Annotated in this window: 15 protein-coding genes and 3 tRNA genes; 12 read left to right on the forward strand and 6 right to left on the reverse strand. The window is 74.7% G+C overall.

Annotation, left to right across the window (positions count from 1 at the left end; translation table 11 throughout):
* Window positions 1-22: 22 nt before the first annotated feature.
* Window positions 23-403: a VOC family protein gene (locus HLV61_RS07070; protein WP_369253708.1), complete on the reverse strand. Its 381-nt coding sequence runs from the start codon at window positions 401-403 to the stop codon at window positions 23-25.
* Between the two features lie 54 nt (window positions 404-457).
* Here HLV61_RS07070 and HLV61_RS07075 point away from each other — a divergent pair, with 54 nt between their 5' ends.
* The 10 genes from HLV61_RS07075 (at window position 458) to HLV61_RS07120 (ending at window position 8,855) form a co-directional block, all read left to right on the forward strand.
* Window positions 458-1,270, forward strand: coding sequence for a fumarylacetoacetate hydrolase family protein (locus tag HLV61_RS07075; RefSeq protein WP_369253710.1), 813 nt, complete (start codon window positions 458-460; stop codon window positions 1,268-1,270).
* Complete coding sequence (gene gltX, locus HLV61_RS07080; RefSeq protein ID WP_369253712.1) at window positions 1,267-2,748, forward strand: glutamate--tRNA ligase; 1,482 nt, start codon at window positions 1,267-1,269, stop codon at window positions 2,746-2,748. Before HLV61_RS07075 ends, gltX begins: the two co-directional genes overlap by 4 nt.
* Before the next feature lie 173 nt (window positions 2,749-2,921).
* The gene (locus tag HLV61_RS07085; protein ID WP_369253714.1) at window positions 2,922-3,959 is read left to right on the forward strand and encodes a CPBP family intramembrane glutamic endopeptidase; all 1,038 of its coding nucleotides are present in this window, start codon (window positions 2,922-2,924) and stop codon (window positions 3,957-3,959) included.
* Window positions 3,960-4,020: 61 nt separating this feature from the next.
* Window positions 4,021-4,092 (forward strand) — tRNA-Gln (locus HLV61_RS07090).
* A 58-nt stretch (window positions 4,093-4,150) separates the two neighbouring features.
* Window positions 4,151-4,223: transfer RNA gene (locus HLV61_RS07095), tRNA-Glu, on the forward strand.
* A gap of 100 nt (window positions 4,224-4,323) precedes the next feature.
* Window positions 4,324-4,396 (forward strand) — tRNA-Glu (locus tag HLV61_RS07100).
* 135 nt (window positions 4,397-4,531) lie between these two features.
* The gene (galT, locus tag HLV61_RS07105) at window positions 4,532-5,620 is read left to right on the forward strand and encodes a galactose-1-phosphate uridylyltransferase (RefSeq protein ID WP_369253716.1); all 1,089 of its coding nucleotides are present in this window, start codon (window positions 4,532-4,534) and stop codon (window positions 5,618-5,620) included.
* Window positions 5,617-6,795, forward strand: a complete 1,179-nt coding sequence (gene galK, locus HLV61_RS07110; RefSeq protein ID WP_369253718.1) for a galactokinase — start codon at window positions 5,617-5,619, stop codon at window positions 6,793-6,795. The genes galT and galK overlap by 4 nt, the downstream gene beginning before the upstream one ends.
* Window positions 6,796-6,817: 22 nt before the next feature.
* Window positions 6,818-8,500, forward strand: a complete 1,683-nt coding sequence (locus tag HLV61_RS07115) for a sodium:solute symporter family protein (RefSeq protein ID WP_369253720.1) — start codon at window positions 6,818-6,820, stop codon at window positions 8,498-8,500.
* Window positions 8,501-8,531: 31 nt separating this feature from the next.
* The gene (locus HLV61_RS07120; protein WP_369253722.1) at window positions 8,532-8,855 is read left to right on the forward strand and encodes a hypothetical protein; all 324 of its coding nucleotides are present in this window, start codon (window positions 8,532-8,534) and stop codon (window positions 8,853-8,855) included.
* A 37-nt stretch (window positions 8,856-8,892) separates the two neighbouring features.
* On the opposite strand, the gene HLV61_RS07125 is transcribed toward HLV61_RS07120, so the two are convergent.
* Entirely contained in the window at window positions 8,893-10,002 is a 1,110-nt protein-coding gene (locus tag HLV61_RS07125; protein WP_369253724.1) for a molybdopterin-dependent oxidoreductase, read from the reverse strand.
* A gap of 121 nt (window positions 10,003-10,123) precedes the next feature.
* Window positions 10,124-10,786 (reverse strand): IclR family transcriptional regulator, encoded by a 663-nt coding sequence (locus HLV61_RS07130; protein ID WP_440284474.1) that lies wholly within the window; start codon window positions 10,784-10,786, stop codon window positions 10,124-10,126.
* A gap of 105 nt (window positions 10,787-10,891) precedes the next feature.
* Between HLV61_RS07130 and leuC the strand changes: the two genes are divergently transcribed.
* Window positions 10,892-12,307 (forward strand): 3-isopropylmalate dehydratase large subunit, encoded by a 1,416-nt coding sequence (gene leuC / locus HLV61_RS07135; RefSeq protein ID WP_369253728.1) that lies wholly within the window; start codon window positions 10,892-10,894, stop codon window positions 12,305-12,307.
* 5 nt (window positions 12,308-12,312) lie between these two features.
* A complete protein-coding gene (gene leuD / locus HLV61_RS07140) occupies window positions 12,313-12,933 on the forward strand; it encodes a 3-isopropylmalate dehydratase small subunit (RefSeq protein ID WP_369253731.1) in 621 nt (206 codons plus the stop codon).
* 24 nt (window positions 12,934-12,957) lie between these two features.
* Here leuD and HLV61_RS07145 read toward each other — a convergent pair whose 3' ends face one another.
* Genes HLV61_RS07145 through cofC form a run of 3 tightly spaced genes read right to left on the reverse strand, consistent with a single transcriptional unit; the run spans window position 12,958 to window position 16,677 of the window.
* Entirely contained in the window at window positions 12,958-13,902 is a 945-nt protein-coding gene (locus HLV61_RS07145; RefSeq protein WP_369253733.1) for an NUDIX hydrolase, read from the reverse strand.
* Complete coding sequence (locus tag HLV61_RS07150) at window positions 13,892-15,991, reverse strand: RNA degradosome polyphosphate kinase (protein WP_369253735.1); 2,100 nt, start codon at window positions 15,989-15,991, stop codon at window positions 13,892-13,894. Before HLV61_RS07150 ends, HLV61_RS07145 begins: the two co-directional genes overlap by 11 nt.
* A 50-nt stretch (window positions 15,992-16,041) precedes the next feature.
* Window positions 16,042-16,677: a 2-phospho-L-lactate guanylyltransferase gene (gene cofC, locus HLV61_RS07155; protein ID WP_369253737.1), complete on the reverse strand. Its 636-nt coding sequence runs from the start codon at window positions 16,675-16,677 to the stop codon at window positions 16,042-16,044.
* Window positions 16,678-16,722: the final 45 nt, after the last annotated feature.

Raw genomic sequence — 16,722 nt, forward strand, 5'->3', positions numbered from 1 at the left:
TCGTCGGGGTCTCAGGGACCGGTCACAGGGGGTCGAGGCGGCGGCGCAGCAGGCAGAAGGGGTTGCCCTCCGGGTCGGCGAGCACGTGCCAGCTCTCCTCCCCGGTCTGCCCGACGTCGGCCCGGGTGGCGCCGAGGTCCAGCAGCCGCTGCAGCTCGGCGTCCTGGTCCCGGTCGGTGGCGTTGAGGTCGACGTGCAGCCGCGACGTGCCCGGGTCGGGATCGGCGACCGGCGCGAACACCAGCGTCGGGGCGGCGCCACCGAAGCCGGCCTCCGGGCCGATCTCGACCGCGCCGTCGTCGTCGCGCCCGAGGACCCGGTAGCCGAGCACCTCCGCCCACCAGGCGGCCAGCGACTCGGGGTCGCGGCTGTCGATGACGAGCTCACTGAACCGGGCGGCCACCCGGCCACCGTAGGGCGGGCGGCGGGTGCGCGCGGGGTCAGTAGCCTCGACGGCGTGCGCATCGTCCGCTTCGCCTCGCCCTCGGGCATGTCCTTCGGAGTCCTCGACGGCGACGGCCAGGTCGCCCAGATCGAGGGCCACCCGTTCGGGACCATCTCCTTCACCGGCCAGCGCTTCGCGCAGGCCGACGTGCGGCTGCTCTCGCCGATCCTGCCGAGCAAGGTGGTCTGCGTCGGCAAGAACTACGCCGACCACGTCAAGGAGATGAACACCGGTGACGCCCCCGAGCGCCCGCTGCTGTTCCTCAAGCCGTCGACGTCGGTCATCGGCCCGGGCGACGCCATCCGCATCCCGGCCGGCAGCACCAACGTCCACCACGAGGTCGAGCTCGCCGTCGTCATCGGCGCCCGCGGCGCGCGCAACCTGACGCCCGAGCAGGTCCCGGGCAGCGTCTTCGGCTACACGATCGGCAACGACGTCACCGAGCGGGACATGCAGAAGGCCGACGGGCAGTGGACCCGCGCCAAGGGCTTCGACTCGTTCTGCCCGCTCGGCCCGTGGATCGAGACCGACCTGGCCGGTGTGGGCAAGGACCCGGCCGACCTGGAGATCACCTGCACCGTCGACGGCGAGCCGCGGCAGGCCGGGCGCACCAGCCAGCTGCTGTTCGACGTCCCCACGCTGATCAGCTACATCTCGCGGGTCATGACGCTGCTGCCGGGCGACGTCGTCCTCACCGGCACCCCGGCCGGCGTCGGGCCGATCCGGCCCGGCCAGCGGGTCGAGTGCGCCGTCGAGGGGCTCGGCTCGCTCACCAACTCGGTGAGCGGCGCCGACACCGCCTCCACCGCGGGCGGCGTCCGATGAGCACCCCGGCGAGCACCGTCCGCACCCGCTTCTGCCCCTCGCCGACCGGCACGGTCCACGTCGGCCTGCTGCGCACCGCGCTGTTCAACTGGGCGCACGCGCGGCACACCGGCGGCGCGTTCGTGTTCCGGATCGAGGACACCGACGCCGCCCGCGACTCCGAGGACTCCTACCGCCACCTGCTGGACTGCCTGCGCTGGCTGGGACTGGACTGGGACGAGGGCCCCGAGGTCGGCGGCCCGCACGGGCCCTACCGGCAGTCCGAGCGCGCCGAGGTCTACCGCGACGTCGCCGCGAGGCTGCTCGAGGCCGGCCACGCCTACGAGTCCTTCTCGACCAACGAGGAGGTCGAGGCACGGCGCCTGGCCGCCGGGCAGGACCCCAAGCTCGGCTACGACAACGCCGACCGCTTCCTCACCGACGCGCAGGAGTCCGCCTTCCGCGCCGAGGGCCGCGACCCGGTGCTGCGGCTGCGGATGCCCGACGAGGACCTCGCCTGGACCGACCTGGTCCGCGGCGAGGTGCGCTTCGCCGCCGGCTCCGTGCCCGACTTCGTCCTGGTGCGCGGCAACGGCGCGCCGCTGTACCCCTTCGTCAACCCGGTCGACGACGCCCTGATGGGGATCACCGACGTGCTGCGCGGCGAGGACCTGCTGCCGTCGACGCCCCGCCAGCTCGCGCTGTACGCGGCGCTGCAGGACGTCGGCGTCGCGAGCGGGACGCCCCGCTTCGGGCACCTGCCCTACGTCACCGGCGAGGGCAGCAAGAAGCTGTCCAAGCGCGATCCGCAGTCCAACGTCGACGTCTACCGCGACCGCGGCTTCCTCCCCGAGGGCTTCGCCAACTACCTGGCGCTGTTGGGCTGGTCGATCGCCGAGGACCGCGACGTGTTCTCCATGGCCGAGATGGTCGAGGCCTTCGACGTCACGAGGGTCAGCGCCAACCCCGCCCGCTTCGACGTGAAGAAGGCCGAGGCGATCAACGCCACCCACCTGCGCGAGCTGCCGGTGGAGGAGTTCGTCGCCCGCGTGGTGCCGTTCCTCGCCGGCGCCGGGCTGGTGGCCGACCCGCCGACGCCGGAGCAGGACCGGGTGCTGCGGACGATCGCGCCGCTGGCGCAGGAGCGCACGGTGGTCCTCTCCGACGCCGTCGGCCTGCTGGGCTTCCTCTTCACCGAGGAGGTCGCGATCGACCCCGCCGCGGCCGCGAAGAACCTGCGCCCCGAGGACGGCGAGGTGCTCGACGCCGCCGCGGACGCGCTGCGCGACCTGGCCGACTGGAGCGCCGCCGGCATCGAGCAGGCCCTCAAGAGCGCGCTGGTCGACGGGCTGGGCCGCAAGCCGCGGCAGGCGTTCGGGCCGGTGCGCGTGGCGGTGAGCGGCCGGACGGTGTCGCCGCCGCTGTACGAGTCGATCGAGCTGCTCGGGCGCGAGCGCACCCTCGCGCGGCTCGCGGCGGCGAAGGGCACGGCGGGGTGACCGTCCCGCCCTGGGGACCCCCTGCCCCGGCCGGACCCGCCGGCTGGGACGGGGAGCCCTACACGGGCCCGCCCCCCACCGGTCCCTACGGGGCGCCGCCGCTCGTGCCGGGAACGCCGTACGGGCCCGGGGGAGGGCCGTGGGCGCCGGCCGGGGGAGGAGGGCCCGGCCCGGTGCCGTGGCCGCTGGGCCCGGTGCCGCTGCCGCCCGGTCCGCACGGCCCGGCCGGCCCCGGCCCCTTCCCGCCGGGGGTGCGGATGGCGCCGCCGCCCGGCACGCCCCCGCACGACGAGCCGGTGCCCTTCCTGCGCGCCATGCGGGCGCGGGACTGGGCCTGGTGGCGACCGCTGCTGGGTCTGCTGCTGTTCACCGTCGCCTACGGCGTCGCGGCCTTCGTCGTGGTCCTGCTGGTGGTGGTGACCGGGGTCTCCCCGGACCTGCAGCTGCTCGACCTGGTCGACCCGGGCGTGCTGCTGCTGACCAACCTGTCGCTGATCGTGGCGATCCCGATCGTGTGGCTGGTCTGGGTGGCCGCGCACGGCATGCGGCCGGGCTGGTCGTCGTCGGTGCTGGCCCGGCTGCGCTGGCGGCTGTTCGCGCCGTTCACCCTGCGGGCGCTGGCCACGCTCGGCGTCGGCATCGTCGTGTCGGTGGTCCTGGGCTACCTGCTCGGCGAGGCGGGGGTCACCGGCCCGGTCGACGACGTGGGCTGGCTGCTGCTGGTCGTGGTCCTCACCACGCCGCTGCAGTCGGCCGCCGAGGAGTACGTGTTCCGCGGCTACCTCAGCCAGACGATCGCCGGCTGGATCCGCAGCCCGCGGGCCGGCGCCGTCGTGGCCGCGGTGGTCACCGCCGCGCTGTTCTCGCTGGCCCACGCGCCCGGCGACGTCGTCACGTTCCTCGACCGGTTCGCCTTCGGCCTGGCCGCCTCCGCCGTGGTGTGGCTCACCGGCGGCCTGGAGGCGGCGATCGTCCTGCACGCGGTGAACAACGTGCTGGTGTTCCTCCTGGCCGGCTTCCTCGGCGACGAGGTCGCCACCGAGGAGGTTCCGGCCGGCGTCGGGTCGCTGTACCTGCTGCTCACGCTGCTGTCGATGGGCGCCTACGTCGCGGTCGTGGCGGCGTCGCGCCGGCGGCTGCGGCCCGAGCTGCTGACGGAGGCCCGGGACCTGCGGGTCCCGGCGGGTGACCCGCGGACCCGGGGGTGGTGACACGTCGCCGGCGGGCGTCGGGTATCGTTCTCCCCGGCGCCGCGAGGTGCCGGCCAATCCTTGGGGTATGGGGTAATTGGCAGCCCGACGGATTCTGGCTCCGTTAGTCTAGGTTCGAGTCCTGGTACCCCAGCGAGGAAGCACCACCTCCTCAGCACCACCGCACCACCTGCAGTACCGCACCACCGCACGGCCCCGTCGTCTAGCGGCCCAGGACGCCGCCCTCTCACGGCGGTAGCGAGGGTTCGAATCCCTTCGGGGCTACAGCGCAGCGAGAGCCCCCGGTCACCGACCGGGGGCTCTCGCCGTTCCGGGGGACCCCGGAACGGCCACCGGTGGCGGTCCTGGCAGGATGGGGACGTCCGGCCCCGTCGTCTAGCGGTCCAGGACGCCGCCCTCTCACGGCGGTAGCGAGGGTTCGAATCCCTTCGGGGCTACAGCGGCACGCAGCAGGGCCCCCGGCTCCCCGGCCGGGGGCCCTGCTGCCTCCCCGGGTCCCGACTGGCCCATGATCGCGGGCGGGCATAGCGTTCCCAGGGCCCCTCCCCGGGCCGGGAACGGAGGCGAGACAGGTGATCCGGACGAGTCGCCGGCTGGCGGACGGTCGCGAGATCCTCTACTTCGACGCCGACGGGACCCCCGCCCGCACGGCCGAGGACACCCGCGACCTCCCGCCGGTGGGGACCCACTCCCAGCTGCGCTGGGACGCCCTGCTCGGTGAGTGGGTGGTGATCGCCGCCCACCGGCAGACGCGCACCTTCCTCCCCCCGGCCGACCAGTGCCCGCTGTGCCCGTCGAAGCCCGGCCGGCCCAGCGAGGTGCCCGAGGCTGACTACCAGGTCGCCGTCTTCGAGAACCGCTTCCCGTCGCTGGCCACCGCCGTCGACCGCGACGTGCCGCCCACCGCGCCCGGTGCCCCGCTCGCCGAGCTGCGCCCCGGGTTCGGCCGGTGCGAGGTGGTGCTGTTCACCAGCGACCACGACCAGCACTTCGCCGGGCTCGGCCGCGAGCGCGCCCGCCTGGTCGTCGACGTCTGGGCCGACCGCACCGCCGAGCTGGGCGCCCTCGACGGCGTCGAGCAGGTCTTCTGCTTCGAGAACTCCGGCGAGGAGATCGGGGTGACGCTGTCGCACCCGCACGGGCAGGTCTACGCCTATCCGTTCGTGACGCCGCGGGTGGAGAAGGTGCTGGCCTCTGTGCACCGGCACCGCGACGCCACCGGCGGCGACCTGTTCGCCGAGCTCGTGGAGTCCGAGCGCACCGGCCCGCGGGTGGTGGCGTCGAACGGGCACTGGGCGGCCTTCGTCCCGGCCGCGGCGCGCTGGCCCTACGAGGTGCAGCTCTTCCCCACCCGCCGGGTGCCCGACCTGCCGGCCCTCGACGACGCCGAGCGCGACGCGCTGGCCGAGGTCTACCTCGACGTCCTGGGCCGCTTCGCGCACCGCATGGACACCCCGCTGCCCTACATCGCGGCGTGGAACCAGGCGCCGGTCCGCACCGGCCGCGAGGACTGGTGGCTGCACCTGCAGCTCTTCTCGCTGCGCCGCGCACCGGGCAAGCTCAAGTACCTGGCCGGCTCGGAGTCGGGGATGGGGGCGTTCATCACGGACACGAACCCCGAGGACGTCGCCGAGCAGCTGCGGAGCGTGGAACTCCCGTGAGCGGCGCTCCGGACGCGAAGGTGCCCACCGACGAGGAGGCGGCGGCGCGCGCCGCCGACGCCTTCACGGCCCGGTTCGGCGGCGCGCCGGAGGGCGTGTGGGCCGCCCCCGGCCGGGTCAACGTGATCGGCGAGCACACCGACTACAACGGCGGCCACGTGCTGCCGGTCGCGCTGCCGCACACCACCCGCGCCGCGGCCGCCCGCCGGGACGACGGCCGCCTCGTCCTCGTCTCCGCGCAGCACCCGGACGCCGACGCCGACGTCGCCGTCGCCGAGCTGCAGCCGGGGACCCCGGGCGGCTGGGCCGGCTACCCGGCGGGCGTGGTCCACCAGCTGCGCGAGCACGTCCCCGGCGGGCTGAGCCTGCTCGTCGACGGCGACGTCCCGGCCGGTGCCGGGCTCTCCTCCTCGGCGGCGCTGGAGTGCGCCGTCGCGCTGGCCCTGCGCGACCTCCTCGGCCTGGACCTCGGCCCCGCCGACCTGGTCGACGTCGCACGGCGGGCCGAGAACGACTTCGTCGGCGCACCCACCGGGATCCTCGACCAGTCCGCGTCGGTGCTCTGCACCGCCGGGCACGCGCTGCACCTCGACACCCGCGACCGCAGCAGCGAGCAGGTGCCCCTCGACCTCGAGGCGGCCGGACTGGCGCTGCTGGTGGTCGACTCGGGCACCACCCACGACCACGCCGCCAGCGGCTACGGCGAGCGGCGCCGCGAGTGCGAGGAGGCCGCCCGCCGGCTCGGCGTCGCGCTGCTCTGCGACGTGGCCGGCGTCGACGCGCTCGCGCCGCTCGGCGACGGCACCGCGCGGGGGGCGCTGCTGCTGCGCCGGGCCCGCCACGTGGTGGGCGAGGACGCCCGCGTCGCGCAGGTCGTCGGCCTGCTGCGCGCCGGCGGCGACCCGCGGGAGGTCGGCCCGGTGCTCACCGCCGGGCACGCCTCGCTGCGCGACGACTTCGAGGTGTCGGTGCCCGAGCTCGACACCGTCGTCGAGGTGGCGCTGGCAGCCGGCGCGCACGGCGCCCGCATGGTCGGCGGCGGCTTCGGCGGCAGCGCGGTCGCCCTCGTCGACGCCGCCGCCGTGGACGACGTCGCCGCCGCCGTCACGGAGCGCGCCGGCGCGCCCCGTTCCTACGTCGTGGTCCCCGCCGCGGGGGCCCGGCGCCTGTCGTGACCCGACCCGAGTGGAGGCCTGAGTGGGCGATCTGAGACTGGACGCGACGTTCGTCGACTACCTCCTGGTGGCCGCCTACTTCCTCGTCGTGCTGCTGATCGGCGCCGCCGCGCGCCGGCGGGTGTCCGACAGCCTGGACTTCTTCCTGTCGGGCCGCTCACTGCCCGCGTGGGTCACCGGCCTGGCGTTCATCTCGGCCAACCTCGGGGCCGTCGAGATCGTCGGCATGTCGGCCAACGGCGCGCAGTACGGCATGAGCACCATGCACTACTTCTGGATCGGCGCGGTCCCGGCCATGCTGTTCCTGGGCGTGGTGATGATGCCCTTCTACTACGGGTCGAAGGTCCGCAGCGTCCCGGAGTTCATGCGCCGCCGGTTCGGCACCGGTGCCCACCTGGTCAACGCGCTCAGCTTCGCCGTGGCGCAGATCCTCATCGCCGGCATCAACCTCTACCTGCTGGCCACCATCGTCGAGGCGCTGCTGGGCTGGCCGCTGTGGCTGTCCCTGATCGTCGCGGCGGCCGTGGTGCTCAGCTACATCACCCTCGGCGGGCTGTCGGCGGCCATCTACAACGAGGTGCTGCAGTTCTTCGTCATCGTCGCCGCGCTGCTGCCGCTGACGCTCATCGGCCTGCACCGCGTCGGCGGCGTCGGCGGGCTGGTCGACCGGGTGACCGACGCCGGCCGGGGCGAGGAGCTCACCTCGTGGCCGGCCACGGAGCTGTCCGGCATCGGCAGCCCCGTCCTGTCGGTGATCGGCATCGTCTTCGGCCTCGGCTTCGTGCTCTCCTTCGGCTACTGGACGACGAACTTCGTCGAGGTCCAGCGGGCCATGGCCACCAAGTCGATGTCGGCCGCGCGGAGCACGCCGATCATCGGCGCCTTCCCGAAGATGTTCGTCCCGTTCATCGTCGTGATCCCGGGCATCATCGCCACGGTCCTGGTCCCGGAGGTCGTCCAGGCCCGGGCCGAGTCGGCCACGGACTTCGACTACAACAACTCGATCCTGCTGCTGATCCGCGACACCCTGCCCAACGGCCTGCTCGGGATCGCCCTCGCCGGCCTGCTGGCCGCCTTCATGGCCGGCATGGCGGCCAACATCTCCGCCTTCAACACCGTCTTCAGCTACGACCTGTGGCAGCAGTACGTGAAGAAGGACCGGCCCGACGGCTACTACCTCGCCGTCGGCCGGTGGGCGACCGTCGGCGCGACCGTGGCCGCCATCGGGACGGCGATCATCGCGTCGGGCTACACGAACCTGATGGACTACCTGCAGACGCTGTTCGGCTTCTTCAACGCCCCGCTGTTCGCCACCTTCATCCTCGGCATGTTCTGGAAGCGGATGACGCCGACCGCGGGCTGGATGGGCCTGGTGTCCGGGACGCTGGCGGCGGTCGCCGTCGCCTTCCTCAGCGAGGACGCGTTCGGGACGGCGTCGCTGGGGGTGCTGCCCATCGGCGGCCAGGGCGCGAGCTTCGTCGCCGCGAGCGCCGCCTTCGTCGTCGACATCGTCGTCAGCATCGCCGTCAGCCAGGTCACCGCGCCCAAGCCGGTCGCCCAGCTCGCCGGGCTCGTCTACTCCGAGACGCCCAAGGAGCAGCGCACCGACCCCGACGCCCACCGGCTGCCCTGGTACCAGTCGCCGACCAAGCTGGCCGGCATCGCGCTGGTCATGGTCATCGTCCTCAACGTCATCTTCCGATGAGGGATCGTCCGCTGACGTCAGGAGCACGCCCATGAGCAGCAGCACCTCCGGTTCCGCCGGGAAGAAGCAGGCGGCCGGCGCCTTCGACGTCCGCAACGTCATCGCCGCGCTGATCGGTTTCTACGGGATCGTCCTCGTCCTCCTGGGGCTGTTCAGCGACACCGCGGCCGACCGGGAACGGACCGGCGACGTCAACGCCAACCTGTGGGCCGGCCTGGCGATGCTCGTCTTCGCGGCGGCCTTCGTGCTGTGGGTGCGGCTGCGCCCGATCGTCGTCGAGAGCCCGCCGGACCGGCAGGACCCCGAGGACGACGGCAGCGGCACGACGGCCGGCCCGTCCCTGCACGAGGGCTGAGGCCGAGGACCGGGGCGTTCTCCGCGGCGGCAGGGGCTCAGCGCTCCAGGACGGTGACCGGCACGCGCTGCACGAGGTTGTTGGCCATGCCCTGCCGGTTCCACGGCTGCTCGACCGGCTGGGGACCCTCGGCGTCGGCGGCGCGGACGACGAGGTCGCTGCTCCCGGGCCGGGCGTCCCAGGCGCAGGTCCACGCCCGCCAGGCGTACGGGTGCGCCGGGTCGGCCGGCGCGAGGTCGGCCGGGGTCCAGGCGGTCCCGCCGTCGGTGCTCACCTCGACGCCGGTCAGCGGGGCACGTCCCGACCACGCGCGCCCGGAGAGGGTCACGGGGCCGGGGTGCAGGAAGCGCTCGCGGGTCATGAAGTCAGGAAAGCCGGGTGGGACCAGCAGGGCCCGCGGCGCGATGCGGGTGACCGGCACGCCGGCCCCGTGCGCCTCGGTCCTCAGCCGGTAGGCCGTGGCGTTCTGGAAGCCGTCGAAGGGGCGGTCGAGCACCTCGATGCGGGTCAGCCACTTCACGTGCGCCATGCCGTACCAGCCGGGCACCAGCAGCCGCAGCGGGGCCCCGTGCTGCGGCGGCAGGGGAGCGCCGTCCATCGCCCAGACCAGCAGCACCTCGGGTCGCGTCGCCTCGGCCAGCGGCAGTCCGCGGGCGTAGTCCTGCTCGACGCCCCGCTCGATCCCGTGGTCGGCGCCGGTGAAGACGACGTCGACCGCGTCGGTGGCGAGCCCGGCCTCCTCCAGCAGCGGTGCCAGCGGCGTCCCGGTCCACTCGGCGTTGCCCACCGCCTCGAGCAGCCACGGCTGGCTGACCGGGCGCGGCTCCAGGCGGGCCCGGCCGTTGCCGGCGCACTCCAGCAGCACCCGTGCGGTGACCTGGGGGCGCCGGCGCAGGTCGTCGAGGTCGAGCCGCAGCGGCCGACCGACCGCGCCGCCGACCTCCAGCCGCCAGCCGGCCGGGTCGACGGCGGGGATGTCGTAGTGCGTCAGCACGTAGTGCAGGCCGGGCGGCGTGACGTCGTAGCGCAGCGCCTCCAGCGGCAGGCCGTGGTTGCGGGTGGCCAGCGCGAGCTCGTCGAGGCCGATGCCCTCCCCGGGCGCGGCGATCCGGGCGCGCCCGCGGGACGTCGGCTGCGTCGTCGTCATGCGGGGCAGTGTCCGCCCCGGCGCGGGTCCGGTGAACCCCGCCGGACGCCAGGGCCCGTCGATCCCCGCGAGGCGCAGGAGCGGCCCACCGCCGACGGCCACCGCCGGCCGGTGAGGGCGCTCAGCCGGCCGCGCGGGCGATGGCGGCCGCCGTCTCCAGCACCGACCCGACCACCTCGGGACTCGGCCGGCGGCCCAGCCGCTCGACCGGCCCGGAGATCGACACCGCGCCGAGCACCGCGCCGGCCGGGTCGCGCACCGGGGCCGACAGCGAGGCCACCCCGGGCTCGCGCTCGGCGACGCTGTGCGCCCAGCCGCGACGGCGGACGTCGAGCAGCGTGCGGGCGGTGAAGCTGGCCTGCGGCAGCAGTGGCGTGACGTCCTCGGGCGGGGCGAAGGCCAGCAGCGCGTGCGCCGCCGAGCCCGCCGTCATGGGCAGCCGCGCGCCGACGGGCACGGTGTCGCGCAGCCCGTGCGCCCGCTCGGCCGCCGCGACGCAGACGCGGGAGCCGCCCTCGCGCACGTAGAACTGCGCGCTCTCGCCGCTGGCGTCGCGCAGGACGCCCAGGTGACGCCCGGCCACCCGGGCGAGGTCGGCGCTGCCGTGGCTGAGCTCGGTCAGCGCCGGCCCGGGCGCCCACGTCCCCGCCGGGGTGCGCCGCAGCAGCCGGTGGCCCTCGAGCGCGACCGCCAGCCGGTGCGCCGTCGCGCGCGGCAGGTCGGTGCGGGCGACGAGGTCGGCGAGCGACGCCGGCTCCTGCGCGACGGCGCGCAGGATGGCCACGGCTTTGTCCAGAACGGCGACGGGGTTAGGCTGTCCCACACAGCGATACTCCCATCCCACCTGGTGAGAATCCAGCGGGGGATGACCCGAACCGGGAGGGACCCCGTGCCGAAGACCCTGGCGGAGAAGGTCTACGACGCCCACGTCGTGCGCAGCGCCGAGGGCGAGCCGGACCTGCTCTACATCGACCTGCACCTCGTGCACGAGGTCACCAGCCCGCAGGCCTTCGACGGGCTCCGCGCCGCCGGCCGCCGGGTCCGCCGCCCCGAGCTGACGATGGCCACCGAGGACCACAACGTCCCGACGCTCGACGTCCTGCGGCCGATCGCCGACCCGGTCAGCCGCGCGCAGGTCGAGGCGCTGCGGCGCAACGCCGCGGAGTTCGGCATCCGGCTGGCCCCCATGGGTGACCGCGACCAGGGCATCGTCCACGTCATCGGCCCGCAGCTCGGGCTCACCCAGCCGGGTCTGACGATCGTCTGCGGCGACAGCCACACCTCCACCCACGGCGCCTTCGGCGCGCTGGCGTTCGGCATCGGCACCAGCGAGGTCGAGCACGTGCTGGCCACCCAGACGCTGCCGCAGTACCGGCCGAAGCAGATGGCGGTCACCGTGGACGGCGACCTGCCCGAGGGCGTCTCGGCGAAGGACGTCATCCTGGCCGTGATCGCCGAGATCGGGACCAACGGCGCCGCGGGCCACGTCATCGAGTACCGCGGCAGCGCCATCGAGGCGCTGTCGATGGAGGCCCGGATGACGATCTGCAACATGTCGATCGAGGCCGGTGCCCGCGCGGGGATGATCGCCCCGGACGAGACGACCTTCGCCTACCTGCAGGGCCGCCCGCACGCCCCGCAGGGCGCCGACTGGGACGCCGCCGTCGAGCACTGGCGGACGCTGCGCACCGACGAGGGCGCGGTCTTCGACAGCGAGGTGGTCCTCGACGCCGCCGAGCTGGCGCCGTTCGTCACCTGGGGCACCAACCCCGGCCAGGGGCTGCCGCTGACCGAGCGGGTGCCCGACCCGGCCGAGCTCGCCGACGACAACGAGCGCCGCGCCGCCGAGCAGGCGCTGGCCTACATGGGCCTGACGCCGGGCACCCCGCTGCGCGAGATCGAGGTGGACACCGTCTTCCTCGGCTCGTGCACCAACGGGCGCATCGAGGACCTGCGCACCGCCGCCGAGCTGCTGCGCGGCAAGCGGATCGACCCCGGCACCCGGATGCTCGTCGTCCCCGGGTCGATCGGCGTCAAGCTGCAGGCCGAGGCCGAGGGCCTGGACCGGGTGTTCACCGAGGCCGGGGCCGAGTGGCGCGGTGCCGGCTGCTCGATGTGCCTGGGCATGAACCCCGACCAGCTGAAGCCGGGGGAGCGGTCGGCCTCGACCAGCAACCGCAACTTCCAGGGCCGGCAGGGCAAGGGCGGGCGCACCCACCTGGTGTCGCCGTCGGTGGCCGCGGCCACCGCGCTCACCGGCCGGCTGACCGCCCCCGCCGACCTCGCCGAGACCGCTGGAGTCTGAGCCCGATGGACGCCTTCACCACGCACACCGGCACCGCGGCCCCGCTGCGCCGCAGCGCCGTCGACACCGACCAGATCATCCCGGCCGAGTACCTCAAGCGGATCACCCGCACCGGGTTCGAGGACGGCCTGTTCGTCGCCTGGCGCACCAACGAGCCGGACTTCGTGCTCAACCAGCCGCAGTACGCCGACGCCACGGTCCTCGTCGCCGGTCCGGACTTCGGCACCGGCTCCTCGCGCGAGCACGCCTGCTGGGCGCTGCTGGACGGCGGGTTCCGCGTGGTGATCAGCTCGCGGTTCGCCGACATCTTCAAGAACAACTCCACCAAGTCCGGCCTGCTCACCGTCGTCCTCCCGCAGGCCGACGTCGAGGCGCTGTGGCAGGCGGTCGAGGCCGACCCCGCGACGCCGGTGACGGTCGACCTGCAGGCCCGCACGGTCACCTACGGCGACGGCGCGGGCGGGGAGACCACCGTGCCGTTCGAGGTCGACGAGTACACCCGCTGGCGGCTGCTCGAGGGCCTCGACGACGTCGGCCTCACCGAGCGGCACCTGGCCGACGTCGAGGCCTTCGAGACGCAGCGCCCGTCCTGGCTGCCGAAGGCGCTGCCCGCGCTGCCGGCCTGAGCCGACGCCCCCCGGCGCGCCCGGTCAGGGCGCGTCGGGGTCGGGGCCCAGGTCGCGGTAGTAGTCGGCGGCCAGTGCCCCGGGGCGGCCGCCCAGCGCCCACACGCTGCCCTTCGCCGCCGGCGGGTACAGCCGTCCGGCGACCCCCTCCCAGCGGACGCCGAGGCTCATCAGCACCGACGGGATCGCCCCGCCCTGGCTGCAGACCACGGTGACGCCGGGCTCCGCACCGTCGTCCCCCGCCCGCTGCAGCAGCCGCTCGACCACCGCGAGGCCGGCCTGCGGGTCGGCGGCGAACTCCTCCTCGCCGAGCTCCGGCACCGGGCGCACCGGCAGACCGGTCCGCTCGGTCAGCGGCTCGAGGGTCTGCCGGCAGCGCACCCGCTCGGCGCTCAGGAGCTCGCACGGGCCGAACACCGGCAGGACGTCGGCGAGCTGCCGCGCCTGCCGCCATCCCCTGGCCTCCAGCGGCCGCTCCTCGTCGGGGCCGTCCCAGTCGCTGCGGCTGCCGGCCTTGGCGTGGCGCACCAGCAACAGCGACGGCGCCCGCGGGACGTCGTCGCGGACGAGGTCGGTGACCACCCGCCGGTCGTGCTCGTGGGTCATGAGCGCCGCGGCCTCGTCCACCGGCAGCCAGCGCAGCTCGTCGACCTCGTCGTTGGGCTCGAACGGCTCCTCGGTGCCCACCGCCCGCATGAGCCAGTAGTCCACCTGCTTGCGCCCGGCGGCGACCTCGTAGCGGGTGCGCAGGCTGCGCCGGCCGGCCACGACCCGCAGGCCGGTCTCCTCGAGGACCTCCCGCACCGCGGCGGTCAGGGCGTTCTCGCCGGCGTCGAGCTTGCCCTTGGGCAGCGACCAGTCGTCGTAGCGCGGGCGGTGCACGACCACGGTCTCGATCCCGCCGCCGGCGGCCGGCCGCCACACCACCCCGCCGGCGGCCGCGACGACCGGCGCCCGCTCAGTCGGCATGCTCGGTCACCAGCCGCATGAGCCGTGCCTGGTGGTCCTGGGTCCCGGTGCGGGTCCAGCGCCCCTCGGGGCCGAGTTCCCAGCAGCTCACGCCGGGGGCCATCGCGTCGTCGAACACGGCCTGCAGCTGCCGGCGCGCGGTCTCGTCGCACACCCGCAGCAGCACCTCGACCCGGCGGTCGAGGTTGCGGTGCATGAGGTCGGCGCTGCCCAGCCAGAACTCCGGCTCGCCGTCGTTGGCGAAGGACATCACCCGCGAGTGCTCGAGGAAGCGGCCGACGATCGAGCGCACCCGGATCGTCTCCGACAGACCCGGGACGCCGGGGCGCAGCGCGCAGATGCCGCGGATGAGCAGCTCCACCGGCACGCCGTCCCGGGAGGCCTCGTAGAGGGCGTCGATGATGCGCTCGTCGACCAGCGAGTTCACCTTGAACCGGATGCCCGCGGGCCTGCCCTCGGCCGCGTGCCGCGCCTCCCGGCGGATCTTCTCCACGAGCCCGCTGCGGATGCCGTGCGGCGCCACCATCAGCTGCCGGTAGGCCGTCTGCCGCGAGTAGCCGGTGAGCACGTTGAACAGGTCGGTGAGGTCGGCGCCCACCCGCGGGTCGGCGGTGAGGATGCCGAGGTCCTCGTACAGCCGCGCCGTCTTCGGGTTGTAGTTGCCGGTGCCGATGTGCACGTAGCGGCGGAGCACGCCGTTCTCCCGCCGCACCACCAGCGCCGTCTTGCAGTGCGTCTTGAGCCCCACCAGGCCGTAGACGACGTGGCAGCCGGCCCGCTCCAGCGACCGCGCCCAGGTGATGTTGGCCTGCTCGTCGAAGCGCGCCTTGATCTCGACGAGGACGACGACCTGCTTGCCCGCCTCGGCCGCGCTGATCAGGGCGGTGACGATCGGGGAGTCACCCGAGGTCCGGTAGAGCGTCTGCTTGATCGCCAGGACGTGCGGGTCGGCGGCGGCCTGCTCGATGAAGCGCTGCACGCTCGTGGCGAACGAGTGGTACGGGTGGTGGACGAGCACGTCGCCCTCCCGCAGCGTCGCGAAGACGCTCTTGGGCGTCTCGCCCTCGCTCAGGCGCGGGTGCGTGGCCGGCACGAACGGCTCGTCCTTGAGCTCCGGACGGTCGAGGTCGTAGAGCGCCCACAGCGAGGAGAGGTCGAGCAGCCCGGGCACCGTGACGACGTCCTGCGGGCTCATCTCGAGCTCGGAGACGAGCACGTCGAGGATCTGCGGGTCCATGGTCTCGGTGACCTCGAGCCGCACCGCCGGGCCGAAGCGCCGCCGCGCCAGCTCCCGCTCGAGGGCCTGCAGCAGGTCCTCGTCGCGGTCCTCCTCGACCTCGAGGTCGGCGTTGCGGGTCACCCGGAACAGGTGGTGGTCGAGGACGTCGAGGCCCGGGAACAGCTGCGGCAGGTGCGCGGCGATGAGGTCCTCGAGCGGCAGGAACGTCGCCGTCGAGTCGACCGGCCCCACGGGCACGAACCGCGGCACGTTGTTGGGCACCTTGAGCCGGGCGAAGCGCGGCCCGCCGGTGTCGGGGTCGCGCACCACGACGGCGAGGTTGAGCGACAGGCCGCTGATGTAGGGGAACGGGTGCGCCGGGTCCACCGCCAGCGGCGTGAGCACCGGGAAGACCTGGTCGCGGAAGTACTCGCGCAGCCGCCGGGTCTGGGTCTCGGCGAGAGACTCCCAGTGCACGATCCGGATGCCCTCGGTCTCCAGGCGCGGCGTGAGGTCCTGCTGGAAGCAGACCGCGTGCCGGTGCACCAGCTCCTGGGTGCGCTCGGTGACCCGGGCCAGCTGCTCGCGGATGGTCAGCCCGTCGGGGGAGCGGATGGTCAGCCCGGTGCTCTGCCGCCGCTTCAGCCCGGCGATGCGCACCATGTAGAACTCGTCGAGGTTGCCGGCGAAGATCGCCAGGAACTTGGCCCGCTCCAGCAGCGGCAGCGACGCGTCCTCGGCCAGCTCCAGCACCCGCGCGTTGAAGTCCAGCCACGACAGCTCCCGGTTGAGGAAGCGGTCCGCCGGCAGCGCGGGCGGCTCCTCCGGGGGTCGTGCGGGGACCTCGGGCGTCGTCGTCTCGGCTGCCACGGGCTCATCGTGCCCCACCGGGGTGAACGGCGAGGACCGTGCTCCGCCGCTCAGGCGGCGGGGCGGGGCACCCGCGGCAGCAGCGCCGCCGTCGCGGTCCCGACCCCGAGGCGCACGGCCGCGGCGAGGTCGGCCGGGGTGTCGACGTCGCGGCGCAGTCCCGGCCAGCCGCCGTCGAGGGCCACCGCGCCCGCGGCGGCGTGCGCGGCGGCCGAGTCGCGCCCGAACCGTGGGTCCAGCGGCACCCCCGCCGCGGTCAGCAGCGTGGTCCCCGTGCCGGCGGCGTCGGCGACGAAGCAGCGCGCGGTGGTGGCGGCCGCGGCCAGGGCGGCGGCCAGCTCCTCCGGGCGCAGCGCCGGCAGGTCCGAGGACAGGGCCGCGACGGCGTCCCCGCCGCTGACCCGGGCGCCGTGGGCCAGCGCCGGGTTCAGGCCGCGGTCGGGCTCGTCGGGAACGGTGCGCGCCCCCAGCGCCCGGACGGTGGCGGCCGCGCGCGCGTCGTCGGTCACGACGACGACGTCGGCCACCGCGGCGCAGGCGCGGGCCGCGGCGACGGTGTCGGCCAGCAGCGCGAGCACCAGGTCGGCGTGCAGCCCGGGACCGCCGCCGGTGAGCGGGACGAGGCGGGTCTTGGCCGCGCCGAGCCGCTTCGCCGGGACGACCAGGGACCACCGCACGGCGTCCATGTGAGCACACGGCGGCGTCCGCGCGGAGGCCGGCGACCCCCGGTG

Source organism: Geodermatophilus amargosae (assembly GCF_041028265.1).
Classification (GTDB): Bacteria; Actinomycetota; Actinomycetes; order Mycobacteriales; family Geodermatophilaceae; genus Geodermatophilus; species Geodermatophilus amargosae_A.

Bases quoted from the DNA above. Each gene is read 5' to 3' on its own strand.
- HLV61_RS07120 (WP_369253722.1), top strand. From the start codon at position 8,532: ATGAGCAGCAGCACCTCCGGTTCCGCCGGGAAGAAGCAGGCGGCCGGC.
- HLV61_RS07125 (WP_369253724.1), bottom strand. From the start codon at position 10,002: ATGACGACGACGCAGCCGACGTCCCGCGGGCGCGCCCGGATCGCCGCG.
- cofC (WP_369253737.1), bottom strand. From the start codon at position 16,677: ATGGACGCCGTGCGGTGGTCCCTGGTCGTCCCGGCGAAGCGGCTCGGC.
- leuD (WP_369253731.1), top strand. From the start codon at position 12,313: ATGGACGCCTTCACCACGCACACCGGCACCGCGGCCCCGCTGCGCCGC.
- HLV61_RS07145 (WP_369253733.1), bottom strand. From the start codon at position 13,902: ATGCCGACTGAGCGGGCGCCGGTCGTCGCGGCCGCCGGCGGGGTGGTG.
- gltX (WP_369253712.1), top strand. From the start codon at position 1,267: ATGAGCACCCCGGCGAGCACCGTCCGCACCCGCTTCTGCCCCTCGCCG.